The organism is Nonomuraea harbinensis, assembly GCF_019396385.1.
Taxonomy (GTDB): domain Bacteria; phylum Actinomycetota; class Actinomycetes; order Streptosporangiales; family Streptosporangiaceae; genus Nonomuraea; species Nonomuraea ferruginea.
On sequence record NZ_JAHKRN010000037.1, the window covers coordinates 1 to 22,173 of the forward strand.

Sequence of the window (22,173 nt, forward strand, 5' to 3'; positions counted from 1 at the left end):
AGACGTGTGCTCTCCCGGGCGGCCGGCACCCGCCGGATCTCCGGCTGCGGGAACGGCAGGGCGGCGTGCGGGACCTGCAGGATGAGGCCGTCCGAGCCGGCCCCGTGCCGCCCCGTCGCGCTGTCGCGCGGATCGCTCCTCGTCCACACCGGGATCCGAACTCCGGATCCTGCTCATGCTCCGGTGCGCCTCGAAACCGGCGCACCTGACCCGGGACATCTGCACCGAGCGGAGGCCGATCGTCGTCATCTCGGCCCAGATGTCGGCTGCCCGATCGCTGGCGGCGCTGACCGAGACCACCGACCTGGCCACGGCCTGCCACCAGTAGTCGAACCGTTCGCCGACCGGCACGTCGTCGAGTCTCACCATCGAAGTGATCACCGTCGTTCCCCATTCCGAACGGTCGCCGCCGGGTCTGCCGCGCTACCCCTTGGCACGTACGAAACACGGATATCCGGCGATGTCCACCGCCGTGGGTGTCAGGTGAGGGCCGCGCCGTAGCGGTCGACGAGACCGGCCAGCCGGGCGACCTGGCCCGCCTCGGGCGACCAGCAGTAGAGGATGACCTCGTCCGCCCCGAGTTCCTCGAAGCCGCGCAGCGCCGTGCGGATCTGGTCCTCGGTGGTGAGCATGCCCTCGACCATCCAGTGGGAGGCCCCCACGATCGCGTAGCACTCGCTGATCGCCGCCTTGGCCGTGGCCACGGTCTCCGCCGAGCCGAAGGCCACGTTGAGCTGGCCGACGTTGCGCGGGCGCCCGGCCCGGCCGGCCTGGGACCACTCCTTGTCCACGGCGCGGAAGAGGTCGCCGGCCCACGGCGGAGGAGCGGCGCACAGCAGCCCGTGGCCGAACCGGGCCACCCGGGCCAGCGCGGCCGGCGCGAACGCGCCGAACAGGATCTCCGGGCCTCCGGGGGTCAGCGGCGCGGGCCCCACCGGCCCGAGCCCGCCCGCCGTGCGCTCGCCGGCCCACAACTGGCGCATCTCGGACAGTTGGTCGTCGAGCCGTCGTCCTCGCCCCTTGAGCGGCATTCCGGCCGCGGCGAAGTCATCGGTCCGGCTGCCGACCCCCATTCCCAGCGTGAACCTGCCCTGTGCGAGCCGATCGAGGGTGGCCACCTGCTTGGCCAGCAGGGCGGTGTCACGCAGCGGGCCGATCAGCACTTCGGTCTGGACGCGGATCCGGCGGGTGACGGCGGCGATGGCCGCCAGCATCACCAGCGGCTCGGGGTTGCGCCAGATGAAGCGGTCGAGCAGTCCCAGCGTGCTGAACGGTCCCGCGTCCGCCTGCCGGGCCCAGTCGAGCAGGAGGTCCGGTTCGTCACCCGGCAACCCTATTCCGATCTTCATCGGTGTCTCCTTCGCAAGTGCGCCTTCTTATCTGCGGCGATAGACTCGCTCTGGTTCTTCAGTCGCTGATCGAGAGCTGACACACATGACGGACGACCCCCGCGCGATCAGGCTGGACGAGTTCGTGCCCTACCCTCCCGACCGCGTGTGGCGGGCGTTCGTGGAGCCCCGGCTGGTGACGAAATGGCTGGGGCCGGAGGATTTCCAGCCGGTCGTCGGCCACCGGTTCACCATCGTGACGCAGGCCGTGCCGACGACGAAGTTCGACGGCGTGATCCACTGCCAGGTGCTGGCCATCGAGCCCGAGCGGATGCTGCGCATCAGCTGGGACGACCACGGCCCGAGCGGAGCGCGGTGCACGGCGACCTGGCGGCTGGTCGCCGAGGGCCACGGCACCCGCCTGTTCTTCGACCATGAGGGCTTCGACCCGGACGACGAGCTGCAGCAGCGAGCGCGCCGGATCATGGGCGGCGGCTGGCGCTCGTGGTTGTTCAGCCGGTTGGAGACGGTCCTCGCCGGCGACACCGCCGGGCAGGACGCGACCGGCGAAGGGCTCCCCTACCGCCCCCGCTGATCGGCTTCCTCCTCCACCACCGTGTCGCGCAGGAGCCTCAGCCGGTCCTGCCAGTAGACCTCGTACGGGTGGAGCCAGTTGGAGATCTCCTCCAGAGGCGCCCGGCACAGCGAGTAGTGGCGTTCCCTGCCCACTCTCCGCTCGGTCACCAGGCCGGCGTCGCGCAGCACCTTCAGGTGCTCCGACACACTCGGGCGGGCCATGTCGAAGTGCGCCGCCAGGTTGTTGACCGAATGCGGCCCGGCGAGCAGGAGCTGGAGTATGCGGCGCCTGACCGGGTTGGCCAGCGCCGGGAACACGTCGTCGAGCAGGGTGGGGACGCCGTCTGGCGTCGTCGTCTTCCCGCTCCGCGGCATGATGAGCAACCCTTGATCGCACTGTCGCCGGCGGCCCGGTATGCGCCGACCCGCCTACATTATCAGTAGGCGCTATCCTACCTGTCAATGCGGCCGGCGGGAGCGAGGACAGGACGGGCGCGCCGGGCCAGGCGAATCCTCCCGCCGGACCGCTCACCACGTCACCGGGAGCGCCTCGGGCCCTCGCACCAGCCGGTCGGCTTTCCAGACGATCTCCTCGGGCTCGACGGCGAGCCGCAGGCCGGGGACCCTGCGCAGCAGACCGCCGACGGCCGCCTCGATCTCCATCTTCGCCAGCGCCGCGCCCATGCACCGGTGCGGGCCGAACCCGAACGTCAGGTGCGGCTCCCGCTCGGCCTCGGCGTCGATCTCGTCCGGCTCGGTGAAGACCTCCGGGTCGCGGTTGGCCGCCGACAGCTGGGTGTACACGGCCTCGCCCTTGGCGATGAGGGTTCCGCCGACGACGACGTCCTCGGTGGCGACGCGGGCGAATCCGCCGGGGCTCTCCAGCGGGACGAAGCGCAGCAGCTCCTCGACGAGGCGGGGCAGCGGCGGACCATCGCCCCGCGCCAGCTCGGCGTAGAGGCCGTCGCGGAGCATGACGAACATCATGTCGGCGATCTCGTTGACGGTCGTCTCGTGACCGACCACGAGCAGGGTGACGCCGAACGTGATCAGCTCCTCCTCGCTCATCACCGCCTCGACGTCCCGCGCCCGTACCATGGCGCTGAACAGGTCGGCCGCCGGCGCGACGCGGCGCTGCCCGACCAGCCACCGCAGATATTCGGTGAGGCTCAGGAACGCCGCCTGGATCTCGTCCGGGGTGAACGCCGTGACCGACATGACGATGTCCGACCAGTCGCGGAACTTCTCCCGGTCGGCGAACGGAACGCCCAGGATCTCGCAGATCACCGAAACGGGCAGCGGCAGCGCGAGATCCCGTACGAGGTCCGCTGGCGGCCCCTGCCCGGTCATCCGGTCGAGCAGGCCGTCGACCTGCTCGTCGATCCACGGCCGCAGCTTCTCCACCCTGCGGGGCGTGAACGCGCGGGCGGCCACCTGGCGGACCCGCGTGTGGTCGGGCGGGTCCATGCTCATGATCATGCCGGGGTTCTGGACGATGTGCGGCTGCAGCCGGGGCAGATCCATCGTCAGGGTGACCGCACGGCTGAACCTCGGGTCGGAGAGCACGAACTTGGTGTCCTCGTACCCGGTGACCAGCCACGCGTCCCCGCCGAAGGGCATGCGGACGCGGGCGACGCGCTCGGATTCCTGCAGCTTGCGGTACTTCCCGTCGAGTTCCAGCCCGATGGTGGGGCCGAACGGGAATGGGTGCACGGTGCGCTCGTCCATCACGCGCTCCCGGCGGGTGTCGTCCCGGCCGGGGCCAGTTCCAGGATGGCCAGGCCGAAGGAGGTCGGGTGCGAACCGGTGATGGTCAGCCCGGCCCGCGCGGCGAGCTCGTCGTACTGCGGGCGGCTGCGTTCCTTTCCTCCGCAGAACAGCAGCATCATCATGTCCAGCCGGGCCAGGCTCCGCTGGTCGCCCGCGCCGCCGACGACCGTCTCGACGACCAGGAGGCGGCCGGTGGGCCCGAGGGCTTCGGCGCCGCGCCGCAGCAGCCGCACCACCTGGTCGTCGGGCCAGTTGTGCAGCACGTTCATCAGGACGTAGGTGTCGGCGCCGGCGGGCCACCGGCCGAAGAAGTCCCCCTCGGCGAAGGCGATGCGGCCGGCGACCGGCGAACCGGCCAGGTGGGCCCGTGCCGTGGCGACGCCCGCCGGCGTGTCGAACACCGTTCCGCGGGCCTGCGGGGAGATCTTCAGGATGGCCTGCAGCAGCAGCCCGTGGCCGCCGCCCACGTCCACCACGTCTCCGCGGGCCCGCCAGTCGACGGCCGCGATGACGCTGTCCAGGGATATGCGGGTCTTGTGGGCCATCGCCTGCTCGAACGACGCCGCCAGCGGCGGGTGCTGGGCGAGGTCCGCCCAGACGTCCCGGCCGAAGATCCGCTCGTACACCGGCTCGCCGGTCCTGATCGCCTCCATCATGAGGGTGGGCGTCTGGTCGAGCCGGCACATCGCGCTGTCCATGCGCCACCAGTCGCGCATGCTGACGGGGCTGTCCTCCGTCATCAGCTCCGACAGCCGCGTCGGGCGGTACAGCTCGGAAGCCGCGTCGTACTCGAAGACACCCAGGGACGCGAGGTAGCGCAGCAGGCGGCGCACCGCTTCCTGATCCACCCTCTCGCCCGCGGCCTCGAGTCCTTTGAGTATCGCGTCAGCAGGGGCGCCGCCGGGCGCGACCAGGTCGGCCAGGCGCAGCGTCGCCGCCACGCGGACGGCCCAGGGCGCGACCGTGTCGGTCAGGGCCAGCATGGTGCCGAACGCGTCGTCGGCCTGGATGTCGGGCATGGCATCGGACACCTTTACTCCGTTCGGGAGCGCGCGGCGGTCAGTTGAGGAACTCGCGTGCCGGATTGGCACGGGGATAGGTGCGCATGTAGTCCAGGAACATCGCCAGGGTCTTGTCACGGGCGGTGAGCAGGCCCGGCTGGAAGTGGATGGTGTCGAAGATGTCGGAGTCATCGGAGTAGAACTGCATCTGCGCCTTGAACACCCGCTGCAGCGCTTCTTCCGCGGCCTCCTCGGTCTCCGACCCGTCCTTGCGGATCCCGTACACGAAGAACGAGTCCGTCCGGCCGGGAGCGGGCAGGCTGGGCGAGGTCATCCAGAAGTACCAGCGCCCGTTGAGCAGCCCTGTCTGCAGGAACAGGTTGGGGCCGTGGATGTCGATCCGGACGTCGTACGCGGTGCCGTCGGGCAGCGAGCCCACGAGGTCGTAGCCGTGGCTGTGCTCGGTGCGCCGTACGGTGTCGGCGGGCGGCACCTTCAGGTCGAACCCGTGCGGCAGGGACAGGTGCTGCAGGTCGAGGGTGTGGGCCGAGACCATCCAGGGCTCCATGGCCAGGTGCCCGAAGCGTCCGCGCCGGGCCCTGATCTCCTCCTCTGGGCAGGGCAGCCCGGGGATCCGGAAGATCGGTTCGGTGCCGTTGAAGGCCCACACGACGCCGAACCTCTCCTCGGTGGGGAACCTGAACAGCCGCGCGCCCTCGGGCACCGCGTCGCCGCTGCCGGTCCGGCGGCACACCCCCTGCTCGTCGTAGGTCCAGCCGTGGAAGCGGCATCTCAGCAGCCCGCCGGCGGCCGTCCCCACGCTGAGGTCGGCCCCGAGGTGCATGCAGTACGCGGACAGCACCGACGGCCGCCCTGACCGGTCGCGGAACGCCACCACGCGCCCGCCCAGGAACTCCGCGCCGACGACCGCGCCCGGCGTCAGATCCTCGGCCATGCAGATGGGATACCAGCTCTGTGTGTAGAGTCCGTCGTCGCCTTCGTGGGGAAGGTGCGGGCTCGTCGGCCGGGGCACCGGGGCGTCGAGACTGGTCACGGTCACCTCCGCTGGGGGAATAACGCGGTGGCCCAAACGCTAGGTCAGGCCGATCGCCGGTACTTCTTCGAGCCTGCGCAACGGCCGTCAGGTGCCGACCGTCGAGTCCAGCAGGCTTTCCTGCGCCGCCAGCAGCGGGGAGACGAAGACGATGGGGGGATCGCTCGGCCGGCGCGGGCGCAGGTCGATGACGATGCTGCTCTGGGTGACGTGCCCGCCTCTGACCTGTATGTGCCCGTACGAGCCGACCAGGCAGAGGCCGGGCACGTCGCTGGTCATCAGGTCCTCGACGTCGACGTCCGGCGGGAAGCTCATGGCCAGGGCCATGTAGGAGCCGTCGGGTCCGACCGCCAGATCGGCCTCGCTGGTGCCCCGCGCCATGGCGCAGGCCGCCGGCCAGCCCTGGGGGATGCCGGACTCGAAGAGACCGATCAGCGCGAAGTCGCCCGGCCGCAGGTTGTTGAGCCGCACCCGGAGCGTCCGGGCCGGCTCCGGCTCCGGTGGCGGGGGCGCCGCGGCGTCGAGCACCGCTTCCCAGGACTGGTCGGCCATCTCGCTGATCAGCCGCCGGAACTTGCGCGGGGACACCCCGACGTGCCGCGCGAACTGGTGGGAGAACGTGCCGAGGCTCGTGTACCCCACCTGCATGCAGATCGTGGTGATGTCCAGGTTCGTGACGGCGAGCAGCCGTTTCGCCTCGGCGATCCGCAGCGCCGCCAGGAACCGCGCGGGGGTGGTGGCGGTGATGCCGCGGAACACGCGCAGGAAGTGGAACGGGCTGAAGCACGCGGTCTGCGCCAGGTCGTCGAGCGAGTGGGTGCGTGACAGGTCACGCCGGATCTTGCTGAGGACCTGTTCGACGGCCCGGAGCCGATGATCGTCTGACATGCCGGGCTTGTCCGTTGCGCTGCTTCCGCGGATCCGCACGCTTACCTCCAGCTCCCAGTAGCATCCGCTGACGGGGTCGGGGTTGTCCACGCCGCCCGGCCGTCGTTCAGGCCGGCCTGGAGGGCTCCGGCCACATCGACGCCCAGCCGCCCTGGGCGCCGTGCGTCTCCCGCAGCAGATCCGGGATCTTGGCGACGTCGAAGACCCCCCAGTGCTCCACGATCTGCCTGCCGTCGAAGCGGAACGTGTTCGATCCGCCGATCGCGAAGGACCGGCCCGTGGCCGGGATGCCCATGAACTCGCCGGTGTGCGCGAAATGCAGCTCGATGGCCTGGGACAGGAACTCCCCCTCGCACACCGAGACCAGGACCTCCACCTTGGTCGTGGTCAGGGCGTCGGCGGCCTGGCCGAACCGGTGCGCGACGCCGTCGCGGCCGGGCGGATCCCACGGAGGCGCGAAGTGGTCCACGAACTCCGGGGCCAGCACCTCCTCTATCGCCGACAGATCCCTGGAGAAGAGGACGGCCCCGCGGAAACGCCGGACGACCTCTTCCCGTTCGGCCTTGACTGTCGCCAGTTCGTCGTTCACACGCCCTCCCAGGTCATGCGGTCGCCTCCAGCAGCTCGCCGTCGATGAGCCCGAGCTGCTCCAGGAGATGGACGGTGTCGGCGACCCCCCAGTGCTCGACCACCTTGCCGCCGACGATGCGCAGCTGGCCCATCAGGGCGCAGCGGACGGACCGGCCGGTGGGTTCGATGTTCAGATAGGGGCCGGAATGGGTGGCCGAGACCGTGAGCCGGGTGCTGACGAGGTCACGCTCGGCGATCATCTCCTCGACGTGGATGTGGATGTCCGGGAACGCGGCGATGAAGCGCTGCATCTCGCCGCCCACCTCACTGGCGGGCATGGCCCCGTCCCGGCCGTGGTGCACCATGTCGGGCGACCAGTACTGCATCATCTGCGAGACGTCGCGGACGTTCCACGCGTCGACGAGCTTGCCCACGACGGCCTTGTTCGCGGCGAGCTGGTCCGTATCGACGTGCACGGTTCCTCCCAGTCGGATGACACCTCCTTAGGCAAACACATCGACGTATGCCGGGTTTCTTCGAGATTGTCGTTCTGACGGGCTCGATTGACCCCGCCGTCAGGCGGCGGTGAGACTGAACGCGATTCAGCTCCCCCCGCCAGGAAGGTCGGAACCCGTCATGACGATCACGGACGACGTACGACACCGGCCCCGCTCCGAGCCGATCCCCTCCGAGGGCGAGGACGGGTTGTTCACCCAGACCTGGCACCCGGTGTGCCTGAGCGACGCCCTGCCCGAGACCGGCGGCATCGTGGGCGCCGACCTGCTGGGCGGCAGGGTGGTGGCCGTGCGCTGGCCCTCCGGTGAGGTGGCGGTGTTCAGCTCCTACTGCGTCCACCTGGGCGCCGACCTCGCGGTGGGCAGCCTTGAGAGCGACGCCATCCGCTGCGCCTTCCACGGCTGGCGGTACGGGATGGACGGGCGGTGCGTCTCCGCCGGCGGCACCCCGGTCGATCCGCGGGCGCGGCTGTTCCGCTTCCCCACCGTCGAGGCCCACGGCATCGTCTGGGCGTTCAACGGCTCCGCGCCGCTGTTCGAGCTGCCCCGTGCGGACCCGCCCGTGCCCGGGGCGCGCGTCGCGACCCGGGCCATGGCCTTCGACCAGCAGCTCGCGGTGGATCCGTGGGTGGTCGCGGCCCAGACCATGGATCTGCAGCACTTCGCGCTCCCGCACGAGGGGAAGTTCGTCGAGGACCCCAACGAGTCGGTCACCTGGGACGAGTTCTCCGTCGGCTACCGCTACCACGCGCTGATGCCGGGCGGAGAGGAGTACCGGGTGTGGGCGTCGATCCACGGCAGCAACATCTTCTGGCAGCAGGGCACGCTCGACGGCCGCTGGTTCTACTGGATCACCGGCATGGCGGCGCCCCGGGCGCGGACGACCGCCTCGTTCTTCAGCTGGGGCACCCACGTGCTGCCCGGCGAGCCCGCGGAGAAGGCCGAGGAGTTCCTCACCAAGGCGCAGGCCTTCATGTTCAACCTGCTGGCCGAGGACGCGCCGGTGCTGATGACGATTCACTACACGCCCGGGTTGCTGACCCGCGGCGACGCCGCGCTCGCCGACTTCTTCGCGTACCTGCGCCGGTATCCGCGGGCCAACCCGGCGCGGCACTATCTGCGGTGACCCCGCAATCAGGCGTTCTGCTCGTACGCCTGCCGCAGCAGCGCCCTGACCTCGTCGTCGACCTGTTCGACGGCGGTCAGGCCGAGCTTGTGGGTGGACTGGCCCGGCGCCGTGGCCTGCTTGAGCCGCTTGTCCGCCGGCGGATCGGTGAAGCGCAGGCCGAGATCCATCCGGCTGGCGGTGGCCGGCTGGATGGCGGCGAACTGCCGCTTGCGGTTCACCGCGACGAAGTTCGCGCGCACCTCCAGGGTCACGTCGCCGCCCAGCCCGGTGGCCGCTTCCACCAGCGCTTCGTAGATCGGCTTCAGGCCCTGCCTGGACCCGTCGTACTGCGCGGCGAGGTGGTCGTCGGCCGTGGGCTCGGACCAGCCGGCTTCCTTGGCCGCGGCTATGGCGACCGCCTCCTGCTGCGGTTTGGTCAGCCCGTGCTCCGACTTCAGCCACTGCCGCACGGCGCGCTGGTCGAGCGGGTCGAGTCCGGACTCGCCTACCGAGGCCACCCACTCCTCAAGCGACTTGCCGGTCTTGTCGGGTAGAGAGGCCGCCACGCGGACCAGCATCTCCGCTCCTGAGAGCGCCATGGCCAGGTTTCCTTTCGATGGATTGCGGAAGTCAGCCCCAGGCTCCGCCCGGGTCCTGCTCGGGCGCCCGCACGCGGCTCGCGATCACGGCGGCCACCACCATCAGGGCGGCGCCCACGATCAGCGCGGTGTTCAGGCCGCTGGTGAAGCTCTGCCCCACCGCCATCTCGATCCGGGCGCCGACCTCGGGTGTCACCCCGCCGACCTGCGGCAGAACGCCCTGGGCCGCCACCGAGGTCTGCTCCACCGCCTTGCCTGCGGCGTCCTGCGGGACCCCGGCCGCCGTGAGGCGCCCGGGAAGGTCGGCGGCGACGCGCAGGCTGATGACGGTGCCGATGATGGCCGTGCCGAGAACCGCGCCCAGCATGAGCGCGGTCTGCTGCATGCCCGACGCCGTCCCCGCGAGATTGGCGGGGCTGTGGCCGAGGATCACCCCGACGGCCACCGGCACGATCGCGCCGATCCCGACGCCCATGAGCCCCAGCGACGGGCCGAGCAGCGCGTACGAGGAATCGGCCTGCAGCAGCGCGATACCCACCGAGCCGAGGGCGACCAGGACGGCGCCGAGCATCATCGGCACGCGCGGGCCCCGGTCACTGCTCAGTTTGCCGCCGACCGCGGCGCCGACGCCGAACAGGACCGTCTGCGGAAGCAGCAGCAGCCCGGCGGTCAACGGCGCGTGGCCCTGCACCTGTTCCAGGTAGAGGCCGAAGTAGAAGTAGCTGCCGAAGGCGACGAACGCGGCCATCGCGATGACCACGACGGCGGCCGAGAGCGACGTGGAGTGGAACAGGCGCAACGGGAGCACCGCGTTCGCCGAGGTCCGCTGCCGCCACAGGAACAGCCCGCCGAACAGCGCGAAGGCCACGAAGAGCAGCCCGGTGAACAGGTCGAAGCCGTCCACGGGGATGCGGACGATCCCCCACACCAGCGCCAGCAGCGCGCCCGACAGCAGGATCACGCCCGGGATGTCGATCGGTGCGACGAGCCGCCGCTCGCGCCCCTTGTCGATCAGCAGCAGGCCGGCGATCACCACGACCACGCAGATCGGCACGTTGAGGAAGAAGATCCCCCGCCAGCCGAACTGACCGACCACCAGGCCTCCGACGAAGGGGCCCGCCGCCATGGCCAGCGCGCCGAACCCGGCCCAGATCCCGATGGCGGTCTTCATGCGATCGTACGGGAACAGGTTCCGGATGATCGCCAGGGAGTTGGGCGCGAGCACCGCGCCGAACAGGCCCTGCGCGACGCGGGCGGCGATGAGCACTTCCACGGAACCGGCGAGTCCGGCCGCGACGGAGCTGGCGGCGAAGCCGACCATGCCGACGAGGAAGGTGTTGCGGTGGCCGAACCGGTCACCGATCTTCCCGGCCGTGATCAGGAAGACGACCACCGCGAACATGTAGCCGTTGCTGACCCATTGGAGCTGGGTGAGCCGGGTGCCGAGTTCGACGGCGATCATCGGGTTCCCGATCGCCATCACGGTGGAGTCCAGCGCCTCCATCATGGCTCCGAGAGAGACCAGCACCAGGGTGATCCACATCCGGGTCGAGACGGTGCCTGCGGGCGCGTGGTCGTCCGCATCGGATGGTGACCACGTTTCGTCGCGGGGTGGTTGCGTCATGGTTTCTCCCACCTCAGTACGGGGCGCCCTTCGGGCGAGGCGCGTACCGGGCGCTAGACGATGGGCGGGCCACCACGCGGGCCGGGCCGCGCGGTGGTGACGGTCGGGTCAGGCGCCGCCGCCGTCGGTGATGATGAACGTGTTGCCGTCAGGGTCGGTGATCGTCGCCTGCTTGCCCCAGGGCGTCGGGGTCGGGTCGTCGATGGAGAGACCGGCCCCGCGGAGGGCGGCCACGGCCTCGTCGGTGTTCTTGGTCTCGAGCATGGCGTTCTGGACCTGCGGCGTGTTCGGGATCCAGTTGCACAGCACCAGCGTGGTCTGCCCGCCCTTGGGCGCCACCTCGATCCAGCGCAGGTTGTCGCCCATCGGCATGGGCTGCTCGGTGCGGACCTCGAAGCCGAGTTTGTCGACGTAGAAGGCCTTGGCGGCGTCCTGGTCGGTGACGGGAACGGTGAGTTTCTGAAGATGCGTGATTTCCATGCGGCAATCGTAGGTAGGGAAGATCCTACCCGTCAAGGGTCGGCTGCTTCCTACGCGTCGGCGTCGCGCGCCCGGTACGAGGGGCCGCAATGTGGGAGAAAAGTCGCGCCCTCCTGTCGGGCATGCTCGGAGGATGGACGCGACGAGACGAGGCCGGATCCTCGTGGCGGGCGGCGGCATCGCCGGGCTGGCCCTGGGCATCGCGCTGCGCCACCGCGGGCTGGACGCGGTCGTCCTGGAGCGTTCGGCCGAACCCGAGCGGGCCGGCGGCGGGCTGGTGCTGGCCCCCAACGCCGTCAAGGCGCTGGCCGCGATCGCGCCCGATCTCGCCCGTCGCGTCCGGGAGGCGGGCCACCCCGCGGGCGCCCGCGGTTCGGCCCCGCACCGCAGCGCGTTCCTCGACCATCGCGGACGGGTGCTCGGGTGGGTGTCGTTCGACGGGTACGAGGACCGCTGGGGCATGCCCTCGGTCACCGTCCTGCGCGCCGACCTGCACCGGCTGCTCCGGGACGAGGCTCAGGCGGCCGGGGCGGAACTCGTCGAGGGCCGCGCCGCCACCCGTTACCTCCACGGTGACTCGGGCGTCGGACTGGTCACCGGCACCGAGGAGGTCCTGAGCGGGGACGTCCTGGTCGGCGCGGACGGCATCCACTCGGCCGTCCGCGCCCAGTTGCTGGGCGACGGCCCACCGCGCTACCGGGGGTTCACCGCGGTCAGAGGCATCGGCCCGGCGCCCGCCGCGTACCCGGACGGCTTCATCGCCTACGGGCGGGGCCTGGTCCTGTTCACCGCCGCCATCGGCGGCGGCGAGCTCTACTGGGTCGCGTCCATGACCGCCCCGCGCGGCGTCATGCCGTCCCTGCCGGTCGCCGAGGCCCTGTCCCGGGTGCACGAGCGCGTCGGCGGCTGGCACCCGGACCTGCGGAAGGTGACGACCTCGGCGGACCCGGCCGGGTGCGTGGCGCACGACGTCTTCGACCGCCCGCCGCCGCGCACGTGGGCCCGGGGCCGCGTCGTGCTCGCCGGCGACGCCGCGCATCCCATGGTCTACACCCTCGGTCAGGGGGCCGGAATGGCCCTGGAGGACGCCGTCGTGCTGGCCGGCGTGCTGGCCGGCGGCGTCGCGACGACCGCGGCGGTGGAGGCGGCGCTGCGTCGCTACGCGGCGGAACGAGGGCCGCGGGTGCGCAAGGTCGTGCGCCAGTCGCGGATGCTGGGCCGCGTCGCGCACGTGCGCTCGCCGCTGCTGGCCGTCATCCGCGACGCGATGCTGAGGGCGATGACCCGGGGAGGCGATGGCGGCGGGCAGAGCTCCGACCTGTTCGGGTGGGCGCCCCCGTGACCTATCGCCGCCGGTCCGCCAGGTAGGCCGCGCCGCGCGGAGAGATCCGGTAGCCGGTGCCCAGGCTGACGGTGAGCCCCAGGTTCTTGAGCTTCCGCACGTCCAGCTTGAACTGGGCGGCATCGCGGCCCAGCTCTTCGGCCAGGTCGCCGGCCCGTACGGCGGGACGGCGGCTGATGATCTCCAGGGTCGCCGCCGTCCACGGACCGGTCTTGCTCGCCCGGTCCAGCCGGGCCAGCCTGGCCTCGACGTCCTCCAGGTCCGCCGCGGTGAGCTCGCCGGAGGCGGCGAGCTCGTCACGGGGATCCGGCTCGTCCACGAACCGGATGCGGAGCCGGTACACGGGGTCACCGGGGCGGCCGCGAAGGTCGCCGACCACGGCGGCGGCGGACGGGTAGCCGGCCGCCGCCGCGTCGGCGTCCGTGATCTGCTCGGGGGTCACGACGTCGACCGCGTCGACCGCCACCTGTCCCAGCGCCGTGCGGTACACGTTGCCCGCGGTCGCCTGCCGCTGCCGCCAGCGGCGGAACAGGACGGTGATGGCGCCGCGCCGGATGCCGTCGTGCCGTTCCTTCTCGATCAGCATGAGAGGAAGGCTACTTCCCGGCGCCGGTCAGCCCCGGCCGGACGCGGCCGGTTCCAGGAGCCGGTCCGGGTTGGGGCAGACGTGGTCGGGGCCCGGCGTGCTCCCCGTCAGCAGGAAGTCGCAGACCAGCTCGTTCAGGCCGGTGTTGCCGTAGAACGGGAAGACCCGGTGGTGTGCCGTGTCCGCCACGGTCACGAAGGCCGAGCGCTCCCCCAGCACCTCGTGCATCCGCCGGGCGGCCGCCCAGGGAGTGGACATGTCCTCGTCGGCCGCCACCAGCAGGTAGCTGCCGCCGCCGGACTCCGTGCCGAGCCGGGTGGCGGGCTCCGCCGGCGGGACGGGCCAGAACGCCGGCGCCTTGATCCCGTTGAGCGCCGCGCCGGTCCAGGGGAACTCCCCGGCCGCCTTCAGCATGTCCTGCTCGTAGAGCGCCGGGCTGCGGGGCCAGAGCGCGTCGCCGGCCAGGATCGCCAGCTGGGCGACCGTGCCGCTCTCCTCCTTCGGCTCGCCGAACATCCGGGCGAGGAACTCCATGCTGCCCGCGTCCAGGTCCGCCTGGGTGAGCAGGTGGCGGAGGATGTCGGCGAGCACGGGATAGGCCTTCTCGCTGTTGAGTATCCCGACGGGGATCAGCCTGGCCAGGGTGCGGTCGAGGGGGAACCCCATCAGCGTGACGGGCTCCCCCCGGTCCACCGCGGCGAGGACGGCGTCGTAGGCGGCCCGGACCTCGGGGCCGGCGGTGCCGAGCCGGTAGGTGGCGTGCTGGGTGGCGGCCCACCTGCACCACCGGTTCAGCGCGCGTTCGCCGTTCGCCGGGAAGTCGGTGAACAGCCCGCGCCACACCCAGTCGGGGCTGCAGATCGCGTCCAGCACCGCGCGGTTCAGGTGCGCGCCGAACATCTCGCCGTAGACGGCGCCGAGATAGGTCCCGTACGAGTACCCCAGGTAGTCGATCCGGTCCGCGCCCAGCACGCCGCGGATGACGTCCATGTCACGGCAGATGTTGCGGGAGTTGGCGTGGGCGAGCAGGTCGAGCGTCCCGGCCGAGCACTTGGCGGCCACCGTGGCCTGGTAGCGCATCTCGGCGTCGAAGGACTCGGGCTGGTGGAAGACCCAGAAGCGTTCCTCGGGTTCGAGGTCGCAGAAGACGGGGGTGCTGGCGCCCATGAACCGGTGGTCGAACCCCACGACGTCGAACGCCTCGGTCAGCCGTTCGGGAAGGCTGCCGAGCAGCGCCGCCAGGAGGGCCAGGCCGCTGTTGCCCAGGTCGTCGCCCGGGCCGACGAGAAGCACCCCCTGGCGGCGGCCCGTCGCGGTGTGCCTGGCGATGCCGATCTCGATGTCGCGCTCCCCCGGCCGCCGGTAGTCGAGGGGCACCCGCAGCACCGCCCGGCGGGCGCCGCCCAGCGCGGGGTCCGGCTCGCCCCATGCGACCTGCTGCCGGTAATAGGACGCCGGCTGGTTCATCGACGGACCTCCCCATCCTCGTAGGAGTCGTCGCCCACGACGACGTCGGCCTCCGGCAGCCGCCCGGTCATCAGGAACTCCTGCGCCACCGCGTCCACCCGGGGGTCGCCGGCGAAGGGGAAGATCCGGTGTTCGATCACGTCCCGCAGCATGACCAGCCGGGAGCGGTCGCCCAGCAGGCCGCGCAGCCGTCTCGCCCCGGCGTCGGAGGTGAACATGTCGCGCTCCGCCTGGATCAGGAGCACGCCGCCCGTCTCGCGGGGGCCGAACACGGTCGGCGGCTCCAGCGGCTGGACCGGCCAGAAGGCGCCGGCCTTGACGCCGAGCAGGGCCCGGTCCATGAACCCGGACGCGTCCTGAACGGCCGCCTCGTACTCCTCCAGCGCCCGCGGCCAGGCCGCGTCCCCGCACAGGATCGCCAGCTGCGCGGCGGCGGTGCTCGCGTCGCGGGGCACCGCGAACATCGAGCCGATGAGCTGCTGGGTGCCCGGCTGGAGTGGCGCGCCGGACCTCGCCGACCGGATGACGTCCTCCAGGGCCGGATGTGAGCGCCGCGAGCTGAGCAGCATCATGGTCAGCACCCGCAGGAACTGTTCGTTCAGCGGCACCGGCACCCCAGGCAGCGTGACCCCCGCCGCCCCCGCCTTGCGGAGGACCTCGTCGAAGGCGTCGCGCACCTGCTGGGGGGTGTCACCGAGGGGACCCTGCGGGCGCGCGGTCGCCGCGCACCAGTGCCGCAGCGTGGCCTCGCAGTTGCGCGCGAAGTTCGTGAACAGGCCCTGCCACACCCAGTCGGGGCTGAGGACGCTGTCGAGGATCACCCGGTCGGCGCGGTCGCCGAACAGCTCGCAGTAGACGGCGGCGACGTAGGAGCCGTAGTTGTGCCCGAGCAGGCAGACGCGCTCCTCGCCGAGGGCACGCCGGACGACGTCGAGATCCCGGGCGATGGCGCGGGTGGTGATGTGCGGCAGCACGTCGACGGAGTGGCCGGCGGCCTTGGCGGCGAGCTCGGCCTGGAACCGGACCTCTTCGGCGAACGACTCCGACTCGTGGAACACCCAGAAGATCTCGCGCTGGTCCAGCCCCCACCGCAGCGGCGCGCTCTCGCCGCTGAAGCGGTGGTCGAACCCGATCACGTCGAAGACGGCGGCGACGGACGGCGCCAGCGCCGCCCTCACCTGCGTGGCCATCGCGATGCCGGAGCTGCCCGGGTCGTCGGGGGTGACGACCAGGACGCCCCGCCGAGCCCCGGGCCCGGCGGCGGGGTAGCGGACCAGGGCCAGGTCGATCGCCGGCCCATCCGGGTCGCGGTGGTCGACGGGTACGGGCACGCGGGCCCGCTGTGAGCCGTCGCCCGCCTCGGACCAGCGGATCGGCGCGGGCGGTGCGGGGACGTCGCCGGCCGTACGGGCTCCGCTCATGATGCCTTCCTGATCTCGTAGAGGACGTTGAAGGGGGTGGGGGCGGCGATCCGCCGGGGAGCCGTCAGACCGGCGTCGGCGCACAGGCGGGTGAGCACCGGCTGCGGGAGCCCCAGCATGCCCGCCACCACCGGCCCCGTCCGGGAGAGCGGCACGGAGTACAGGGTGCTGGTGCCGTAGAGGAAGGCGGCGACGTCCCCCACGTTCTCGTGCGGGTCGGTCGAGCAGTCCGTCTCCAAGAGCAGGAAGACGCCGGTCTCCGTCAGCGCGCGGGCCACGTCGCGCAGGACGTCGCCGGGGTCGGCCGCGAGGTGCAGCGAGTCGAAGGCCATGATCAGCTCGTACGGTCCGGACAGGCCGTCCGCGAACCCCGTCACCTGGGTGAGCGTCACCCGGTCCGCGACGCCGTACTCGGCGATCTCGCCGCGGGCCCGCTCGACGTTGAGTTCGTGCCGGTCGACCCCCGTGCAGCGCGAGGCCGGGAAGCGCCGGGCGAGCAGGGCGAGCGCGGTGCCCGACCCGCAGGCCAGGTGGGCGACCTCGGCGCCGGCCGCCAGTTTCTCCTCCAGGCCGGGGACGAGCGGCAGCCACTGGTCGAGCAGCATCGCTTCGAGCCACTTGGCGCTCATCCGCCAGGTGGCCTGGTACATCGCCGGCGGATAGTCGCCCGGCGTCAGTCCCTCGCCGCTGCGGAAGCAGCCCGCCACCCGCTCGACCATCGCGGCCAGAGGAGGGACCAGGCGGGCGATCCCGCCGACGTAGAAGGGAGAGCCGGGGTCGGCCAGGAGCGCCGTGTACGCGGGCGGGAGGCGGAACTCCTCGCCGGAGCGGTCCAGCTCCAGATAGCCGGCCGCGGCCAGCGTACGCGCCCATTCGCGCACGTAACGGGCGTCGGCGCCGGCCTGCTTCGCGATGTCGTCCGCGCTGTGGCCTCCGCCGTCGGCCAGCGCCGCGAACAGGCCCAGCTGGTCCCCGACGGCGCACGACAGCACCACCATGGCGCGGCTCAGATCCGTCATGAACCGCGCGCCGGCCGCCATGGCCTCTTCGATGTCGGATGTACGGTCGAAAACGCCGGGATCGCCCATGTGCGCCACCTGTCGTCGTTTCCTGTCCAGTTCCGTCAGCGTAGGCATCGGCTCAGCCGGGCGGCTTCTTCCAGATTGCGGCCGCGTGCCGAGGCGACGAACGGGCGGAAAGGGAAACCGGCACGCCGGGATCGGCGTGCCGGTTCGGGCCCGGACCGTCGGGAGGCTAGGCGGTCTCGCGCCGGGTGAACCAGACTGGCAGCTCGGCGAGGCCGCGGAGCACACCGGTCTCGCGGTACTCCAGCTTCTCGACCGGAACGGCGAGGGTGATGTCGGAGAACTCGTTCAGCAACGACGTGAACGCGATCTCGGTCTCCAGCCGGGACAGCGGCGCCCCGATGCAGTAGTGGATGCCGTAGCCGAACCCCAGGTGGTTGCGGTCGCCGCGGCTCACGTCGAGCCGCTCGCCGTCCTCGAACCTGCTCTCGTCGCGGTTGGCCGCGGCGTTGGCGATCGTCACCAGCCCGCCGGCCGGGATCGTGACGTCGCCGATCGTGACGGGCTCGGTGGCCACGCGCAGCATCGCGCGCTCCACGGGGCCGTCGTAGCGGGCCAGCTCCTCGACCGCCGACGTCATCAGGGACGGGTCCCGGCGCAGTCGCTCGATCTCGCCCGGGTGCTGCAGCAACGCCAGCATGCCGTTGCCGATCAGGTTCACGGTGGTCTTGTAGCCCGCGATCAGGAGCAGGCCCGCCGTGGACACGACCTCCTTCTCGCTGAACGTGTTGCCCGAGTCCGACGCCACGACCAGCGCGCTGAGCAGGTCGGGCTGCTCCTCCTCGCGCCCGGAGCCGGGCTTGAGCTCGGCGCGCTTGCGGGCGACCAGGTCGACGAAGTAGTCGCGCAGCAGCCGGTTGGCCTCGTACGGGCGGATCCGCTCGCCCGTGACGTAGGTGGGGGTGAGGGCCGCGAGCACCCAGTTGGTGAAGCTCACGGCGTCCTGGTACGGCACGCCCAGCAGCGTGCAGATGACCTTGATCGGCATCGGCGCCGCGAACTCGCGCATGAAGTCGACCTGCTTGGAGGTGTCGATCCCGGCGAGCAGCTCATCGGTGATCTGCTGGATGCCCGGGCGGAGCCGCTCCACCCGCTCGGCGGTGAACGCCTTGTTGGCCAGCTGGCGGAGCCGGGTGTGCTCGGGCGGGTCGGCGTTGAGCATGTGCGGCTCGGAGTCCTCTTCGCCCTCGTCGTAGAGTTCCGTCTGCCGCATGACCTCCCACATGTTCCGGGGATCGCGGGAGAGCCGCCGGTCCGCGAGCGCGGAGCGCGCCTCCTCGTACCGGGTGATCACCCAGTGCTCGATGCCGCGCGGCTCCTTGACGAGCTGGACGGGTCCCTCCTCCCGCATGCTCGCGTAGATCGGGAAGGGGTTGTTGCGAAGATGCGGCTGGTACAGCGGGTGAACCTCGTCCTCGGCGTGTCCCATGTCGCCGGTCCTTCCGTTGGGTGTTCGTGCGATGACTTGCGCGGGCTCACGTCATCCGGGGATGCCGTCCGGCATGTCCGGTGGCGCGGACGCGCGCCGGATGAGAGTGCCGAGACGGTCGAAGGCCGAAGCCCAGAACCGCGTGAGCAGGGTGCGGTCGTGCGGGGCGGTCTCCGTCGAGCCGAACATCTCCCAGCCGTAGTGGAAGACCTGCAGCAGGCTGCCGCCCAGGTGCGCCGGCTCGATCCACAGATGGCCGGAGAGGTGATCCGGCCATCCGCCGCGGTCGAGCCTGAAGTTCAGGCTCGGCAGGTAGGACGGGAACCGCTGCCCGGCCTCCAGGTGCTCGGTGACCGTCAGCACGCAGCTTCCGCTGGCGTCGCCGATCACGAACGCCATCGGGTCGTCGACGTTCAGCGAGCCGGAGGTGCGTCCCGTCCAGTACTGCAGCGCCGGGACGGCGGTGAGCGCCGCCCACGCCTCGTAGGCCGGCAGGGGCAGCTCGGTCTGGACGTACGGCCCCATGCGCCGCCAGGTCCAGCGCACGTCCCGTCCGGTCTGCACGTGGTCGGAGAGCTGGTCGAGGATGCCCGGCCAGCCGGTGCCGTTCCAGCTCCGCCAGTCCGACGGCCCGTTCGAGCTGATCTCCGTGACGGTCACGGTGGTGGCCGCGCCCATGGCGGTGAGCTGCCACGTCACGCGGGTGGCCGGGCCCACGCCGACCCAGCGCCAGCGATAGCTCAGCGTGGCCGTGTGACCGTCCGGGCCGGGCGGCCGCACCTCGTCGGTGTGGCACCAGAAGAACTCGCCGTCGCGGAAGTCGAGCATGCTCCGCTCGCCCTCGCGCGCCCAGGACTCACCCGTGCGCGCCAGCCAGAGCCCGATCCGCCCGGGATCGGCCAGCGCCGTCCACACCGCGTCCAGATCTGCCGGTACGGTCACCGTCGTGATCAGCCTTTCCCACCGGTCGTGGGCGACCGGCTGGGCCGTCGCGCGGAAGGGAGGGAAGGGTGACGGCTCGGTCAGCGGAACGGTGAGCTCGTCGGGCAGTGGTGAGACAGTGGTCATGGCGTCCTCGGCTCGTTCAGAGGTGCTGGGAAACCGTTCAGGCGATCTTCTCCGGGGCCAGGTAGCCGCCCATGTTGAAGCGCAGGCTGGTCAGGTAGCCGACCGGCTCGGCGTCGGGGTTCTTGAGGTCGTGCAGCGGCAGCATCCGGTAGATCTGGCCCTTGCCCGGGGCGCCCGCCGGCGGGATCGAGCGGACGTCGTCGATCGTCAGGATGACGGGTTCCTTGTTGAACAGCGTCTTGCCCAGCTTGGGGATGTCGAACAGGCATCCGACGGCCATCCGGCACGCCTTGGCCGAAGGGCCCTCTCCCGCGTAGGGGTCGAAGGGGTTGCGGATCTGGCCGGCGGACAGGCAGGTCGGGTTGAGGGTGACGGTGATGGTCCCCAGTTCCTCCGACGTGCCGGTCATCTTCATCTCGATGAGGTTGGTGTACACCTCGGCGTCGGCCCACTCGTTCTCCGTGGGCTCGGACCGGACCACCCGCACGTAACCGTCGAACTCGACGTCGAACTCGCCGACTCCGGGGATGGCGAAGGTGTCCCAGGAGTGGATGCCGAGGTTGTCGATGCCGGCCTCGGGCGTGGCCCAGCGGACGACCTGCGTGCCCTCGTACAGGTTGGGCACCCCGTCCGTCTGGACCGGCCGGCCGTAGACGGTGGTCTTCTCGGGATTGGTGATCATGGCTCTTCCTTTCAGGGGGTGTGTGATCGGCCTGTGGCCGGGATCAGAGGCCCACGGCGCGGTAGTCGCAGCAGGTGCGCCCGGGCTCGTCGGCGATGCCGTCCTGGTTGCTGTCGATCTCGCCGTCGACGGTGCTGTAGACGTCCCTGGAGTTGAGGTCGATGCGGCCGTCGCCGTCCCAGTCGTTCAGCTTCCCCTTGAAGGTGCCGAGGATGAACACGTTGGTCAGGTCCCTGACCTCGGGGTCGTGCATGGTCGACAGGATGCCGTTGCCCGGCTGCAGGATCTCCTCGAGTGACTTGCCGGCGACGCTCTCGACGTTCGTGTAGCCCCAGCCCTGGAACCGGCCGCGGACGTACCTGATGGCGTCCTCGCCGCGGACCTTCAGCGTGGGGTCGAGGTGCCAGGTGCCGTAGCGGGCGAAGCCGATGCGGGTGTCGTGGGTGCCCTGCGAGGGGTCGTCCGCGCGGCCGGACTTGAAGAACGTCCGCGGGACCTGCGACTCGAAGAAGAAGTTGCCGCGGTCGCGCCTGCTGCGCTCGGTGAAGCCGCGGAACAGGTAGTTGTCCATGTGCGGCGAGCCGTCGACGTGCAGGCCGCTGATCGTCTTGGCCATCAGCAGCTGCTTCTCGCGGGTCGCGACGTTCGGGCACGCGTGCGCCTGGCCGTAGACGCGCGCCAGGCCGAGCGGGCCCAGCGAGACCTTGCCCCAGTGCTGGTTGGTGCCGTCGAGGCGGACGTAGAGGTCGCAGTGGATGAGCAGGTAGATCGTCTCGTCGAAGGTCCTGCCCTCGGTGAAGACGCCGCCGCGGCCGTCGAACGCGGGGTCGCCGGTGGTGAGCTCGCTGGCGAACAGCTTCGACCACTCGGCGATCTCCGGGTCGGAGTCCTTCGCGAAGCGGCGCAGCGCGGCGATGGCGTGCGGGCCGCCGAGCTTCTCCATGGCCCAGAGGGTGTCCCAGCGGACCTCGCGGTTCTTGTCGTGCCGGATGACCTCGGCGAGCAGCTCGAACGCGTCGGGCAGGTCCCGGTCGGCGTACTCGAAGACGGCCTGCTCGCGCATGACCGGGTCGGGGTGGTGCAGCGCGTCGTGCTGGAGCTCCTCGTCGGTCCGGTTGTCGACCCGGACGGCGGCCCTGTTCAGGGCGTAGCCGAAATCGCTGCACCAGGCGGCCGGGTCGCCGGCCACGAAGCGCGGGTCCATGCTGAGCGTCGTGCGGTAGGCGAAGTTGAGCGCGTCCCGCTGCTCGTCGCGGAGCGACTCGAGCGGCGGAGCCTCGACCGGAAGCGATGACTCAGGACCGGGGTTACCCACTGATTCCGGGGACTTATTGCATAGATCGATTGCCATCTGTTGCCTCCGAAGGGCGAAGTTGTGGCTACAGCAGTCACGCTAGGAGGGAGCGGATGACAAAACTTCTCCCACGTTGCCTACCGAGGCCGGGCACGTGTTCGCGCCTGGCAGGAGAAAAAGTGATCGGATACTGTCGGCGTGACCTCAGAAAGCCGATCAGCCGGTCGAGGTGATCCATGGAAGGGTCGCGATGGGCAATCTGATCGCACCGAACACGGATTTGACG

The 22,173-nt window shown here is 71.1% G+C and carries 23 protein-coding genes; 4 read left to right on the top strand and 19 right to left on the bottom strand.

Annotation, left to right across the window (positions count from 1 at the left end; translation table 11 throughout):
• The first annotated feature begins 175 nt into the window (after positions 1-175).
• Entirely contained in the window at positions 176-328 is a 153-nt protein-coding gene (locus tag KME79_RS30730) for a hypothetical protein (RefSeq protein ID WP_219548051.1), read from the top strand.
• Positions 329-479: 151 nt separating this feature from the next.
• Here KME79_RS30730 and KME79_RS30735 read toward each other — a convergent pair whose 3' ends face one another.
• Positions 480-1,349 carry an LLM class flavin-dependent oxidoreductase gene (locus KME79_RS30735; RefSeq protein WP_219548053.1) on the bottom strand — a complete coding sequence of 290 codons (870 nt, stop codon included), beginning with the start codon at positions 1,347-1,349 and terminating at the stop codon, positions 480-482.
• A gap of 85 nt (positions 1,350-1,434) precedes the next feature.
• Here KME79_RS30735 and KME79_RS30740 point away from each other — a divergent pair, with 85 nt between their 5' ends.
• The gene (locus KME79_RS30740) at positions 1,435-1,923 is read left to right on the top strand and encodes an SRPBCC family protein (protein WP_219548055.1); all 489 of its coding nucleotides are present in this window, start codon (positions 1,435-1,437) and stop codon (positions 1,921-1,923) included.
• On the opposite strand, the gene KME79_RS30745 is transcribed toward KME79_RS30740, so the two are convergent.
• From KME79_RS30745 to KME79_RS30775, 7 genes are all read right to left on the bottom strand, one after another.
• Entirely contained in the window at positions 1,908-2,279 is a 372-nt protein-coding gene (locus tag KME79_RS30745; protein WP_148031019.1) for an ArsR/SmtB family transcription factor, read from the bottom strand. The genes KME79_RS30740 and KME79_RS30745 overlap by 16 nt on opposite strands.
• Positions 2,280-2,432: 153 nt before the next feature.
• Complete coding sequence (locus KME79_RS30750; RefSeq protein WP_219548057.1) at positions 2,433-3,632, bottom strand: cytochrome P450; 1,200 nt, start codon at positions 3,630-3,632, stop codon at positions 2,433-2,435.
• Complete coding sequence (locus KME79_RS30755) at positions 3,632-4,693, bottom strand: methyltransferase (protein WP_219548059.1); 1,062 nt, start codon at positions 4,691-4,693, stop codon at positions 3,632-3,634. The genes KME79_RS30750 and KME79_RS30755 overlap by 1 nt, the downstream gene beginning before the upstream one ends.
• Positions 4,694-4,733: 40 nt before the next feature.
• Positions 4,734-5,729, bottom strand: a complete 996-nt coding sequence (locus tag KME79_RS30760) for an aromatic ring-hydroxylating oxygenase subunit alpha (protein ID WP_219548061.1) — start codon at positions 5,727-5,729, stop codon at positions 4,734-4,736.
• Positions 5,730-5,816: 87 nt separating this feature from the next.
• A complete protein-coding gene (locus tag KME79_RS30765; RefSeq protein WP_148031015.1) occupies positions 5,817-6,617 on the bottom strand; it encodes a helix-turn-helix domain-containing protein in 801 nt (266 codons plus the stop codon).
• 106 nt (positions 6,618-6,723) lie between these two features.
• Positions 6,724-7,206: an ester cyclase gene (locus KME79_RS30770; RefSeq protein ID WP_187281108.1), complete on the bottom strand. Its 483-nt coding sequence runs from the start codon at positions 7,204-7,206 to the stop codon at positions 6,724-6,726.
• Positions 7,207-7,219: 13 nt separating this feature from the next.
• Positions 7,220-7,663, bottom strand: coding sequence for an ester cyclase (locus KME79_RS30775; protein WP_219548063.1), 444 nt, complete (start codon positions 7,661-7,663; stop codon positions 7,220-7,222).
• A 160-nt stretch (positions 7,664-7,823) separates the two neighbouring features.
• On the opposite strand from KME79_RS30775, the gene KME79_RS30780 reads away from it, so the two are divergent.
• Positions 7,824-8,828, top strand: coding sequence for an aromatic ring-hydroxylating oxygenase subunit alpha (locus KME79_RS30780; protein ID WP_148031012.1), 1,005 nt, complete (start codon positions 7,824-7,826; stop codon positions 8,826-8,828).
• Between the two features lie 8 nt (positions 8,829-8,836).
• Here KME79_RS30780 and KME79_RS30785 read toward each other — a convergent pair whose 3' ends face one another.
• From KME79_RS30785 to KME79_RS30795, 3 genes are all read right to left on the bottom strand, one after another.
• Positions 8,837-9,409 (bottom strand): DUF5655 domain-containing protein, encoded by a 573-nt coding sequence (locus KME79_RS30785; protein ID WP_219548065.1) that lies wholly within the window; start codon positions 9,407-9,409, stop codon positions 8,837-8,839.
• Positions 9,410-9,440: 31 nt separating this feature from the next.
• Positions 9,441-11,033, bottom strand: coding sequence for an MFS transporter (locus KME79_RS30790; protein ID WP_219548067.1), 1,593 nt, complete (start codon positions 11,031-11,033; stop codon positions 9,441-9,443).
• A gap of 108 nt (positions 11,034-11,141) precedes the next feature.
• Positions 11,142-11,513 carry a VOC family protein gene (locus KME79_RS30795; RefSeq protein WP_187281106.1) on the bottom strand — a complete coding sequence of 124 codons (372 nt, stop codon included), beginning with the start codon at positions 11,511-11,513 and terminating at the stop codon, positions 11,142-11,144.
• 133 nt (positions 11,514-11,646) lie between these two features.
• Here KME79_RS30795 and KME79_RS30800 point away from each other — a divergent pair, with 133 nt between their 5' ends.
• Positions 11,647-12,855, top strand: a complete 1,209-nt coding sequence (locus tag KME79_RS30800) for an FAD-dependent monooxygenase (protein ID WP_219548069.1) — start codon at positions 11,647-11,649, stop codon at positions 12,853-12,855.
• A 1-nt stretch (position 12,856) separates the two neighbouring features.
• Here the strand turns inward: KME79_RS30800 and KME79_RS30805 are convergent, their stop codons facing one another.
• The 8 genes from KME79_RS30805 to KME79_RS30840 form a co-directional block, all read right to left on the bottom strand.
• Positions 12,857-13,441, bottom strand: a complete 585-nt coding sequence (locus KME79_RS30805; RefSeq protein WP_219548071.1) for a hypothetical protein — start codon at positions 13,439-13,441, stop codon at positions 12,857-12,859.
• Between the two features lie 27 nt (positions 13,442-13,468).
• Positions 13,469-14,908, bottom strand: coding sequence for an alpha/beta fold hydrolase (locus KME79_RS30810; protein ID WP_219548073.1), 1,440 nt, complete (start codon positions 14,906-14,908; stop codon positions 13,469-13,471).
• Positions 14,905-16,329, bottom strand: a complete 1,425-nt coding sequence (locus KME79_RS30815) for an alpha/beta fold hydrolase (RefSeq protein WP_219548075.1) — start codon at positions 16,327-16,329, stop codon at positions 14,905-14,907. The genes KME79_RS30810 and KME79_RS30815 overlap by 4 nt, the downstream gene beginning before the upstream one ends.
• Positions 16,326-17,417, bottom strand: coding sequence for a class I SAM-dependent methyltransferase (locus KME79_RS30820; RefSeq protein ID WP_219548077.1), 1,092 nt, complete (start codon positions 17,415-17,417; stop codon positions 16,326-16,328). The genes KME79_RS30815 and KME79_RS30820 overlap by 4 nt, the downstream gene beginning before the upstream one ends.
• A 166-nt stretch (positions 17,418-17,583) precedes the next feature.
• On the bottom strand, positions 17,584-18,843 hold the full coding sequence (locus KME79_RS30825) for a cytochrome P450 family protein (RefSeq protein ID WP_219548079.1): 1,260 nt from the start codon (positions 18,841-18,843) through the stop codon (positions 17,584-17,586).
• A gap of 51 nt (positions 18,844-18,894) precedes the next feature.
• The gene (locus tag KME79_RS30830) at positions 18,895-19,911 is read right to left on the bottom strand and encodes an SRPBCC family protein (protein WP_219548081.1); all 1,017 of its coding nucleotides are present in this window, start codon (positions 19,909-19,911) and stop codon (positions 18,895-18,897) included.
• A gap of 37 nt (positions 19,912-19,948) precedes the next feature.
• Complete coding sequence (locus KME79_RS30835) at positions 19,949-20,593, bottom strand: DUF6073 family protein (RefSeq protein ID WP_148031002.1); 645 nt, start codon at positions 20,591-20,593, stop codon at positions 19,949-19,951.
• A gap of 43 nt (positions 20,594-20,636) precedes the next feature.
• On the bottom strand, positions 20,637-21,908 hold the full coding sequence (locus KME79_RS30840; RefSeq protein WP_219548083.1) for a HEAT repeat domain-containing protein: 1,272 nt from the start codon (positions 21,906-21,908) through the stop codon (positions 20,637-20,639).
• Positions 21,909-22,173 lie beyond the last annotated feature (265 nt).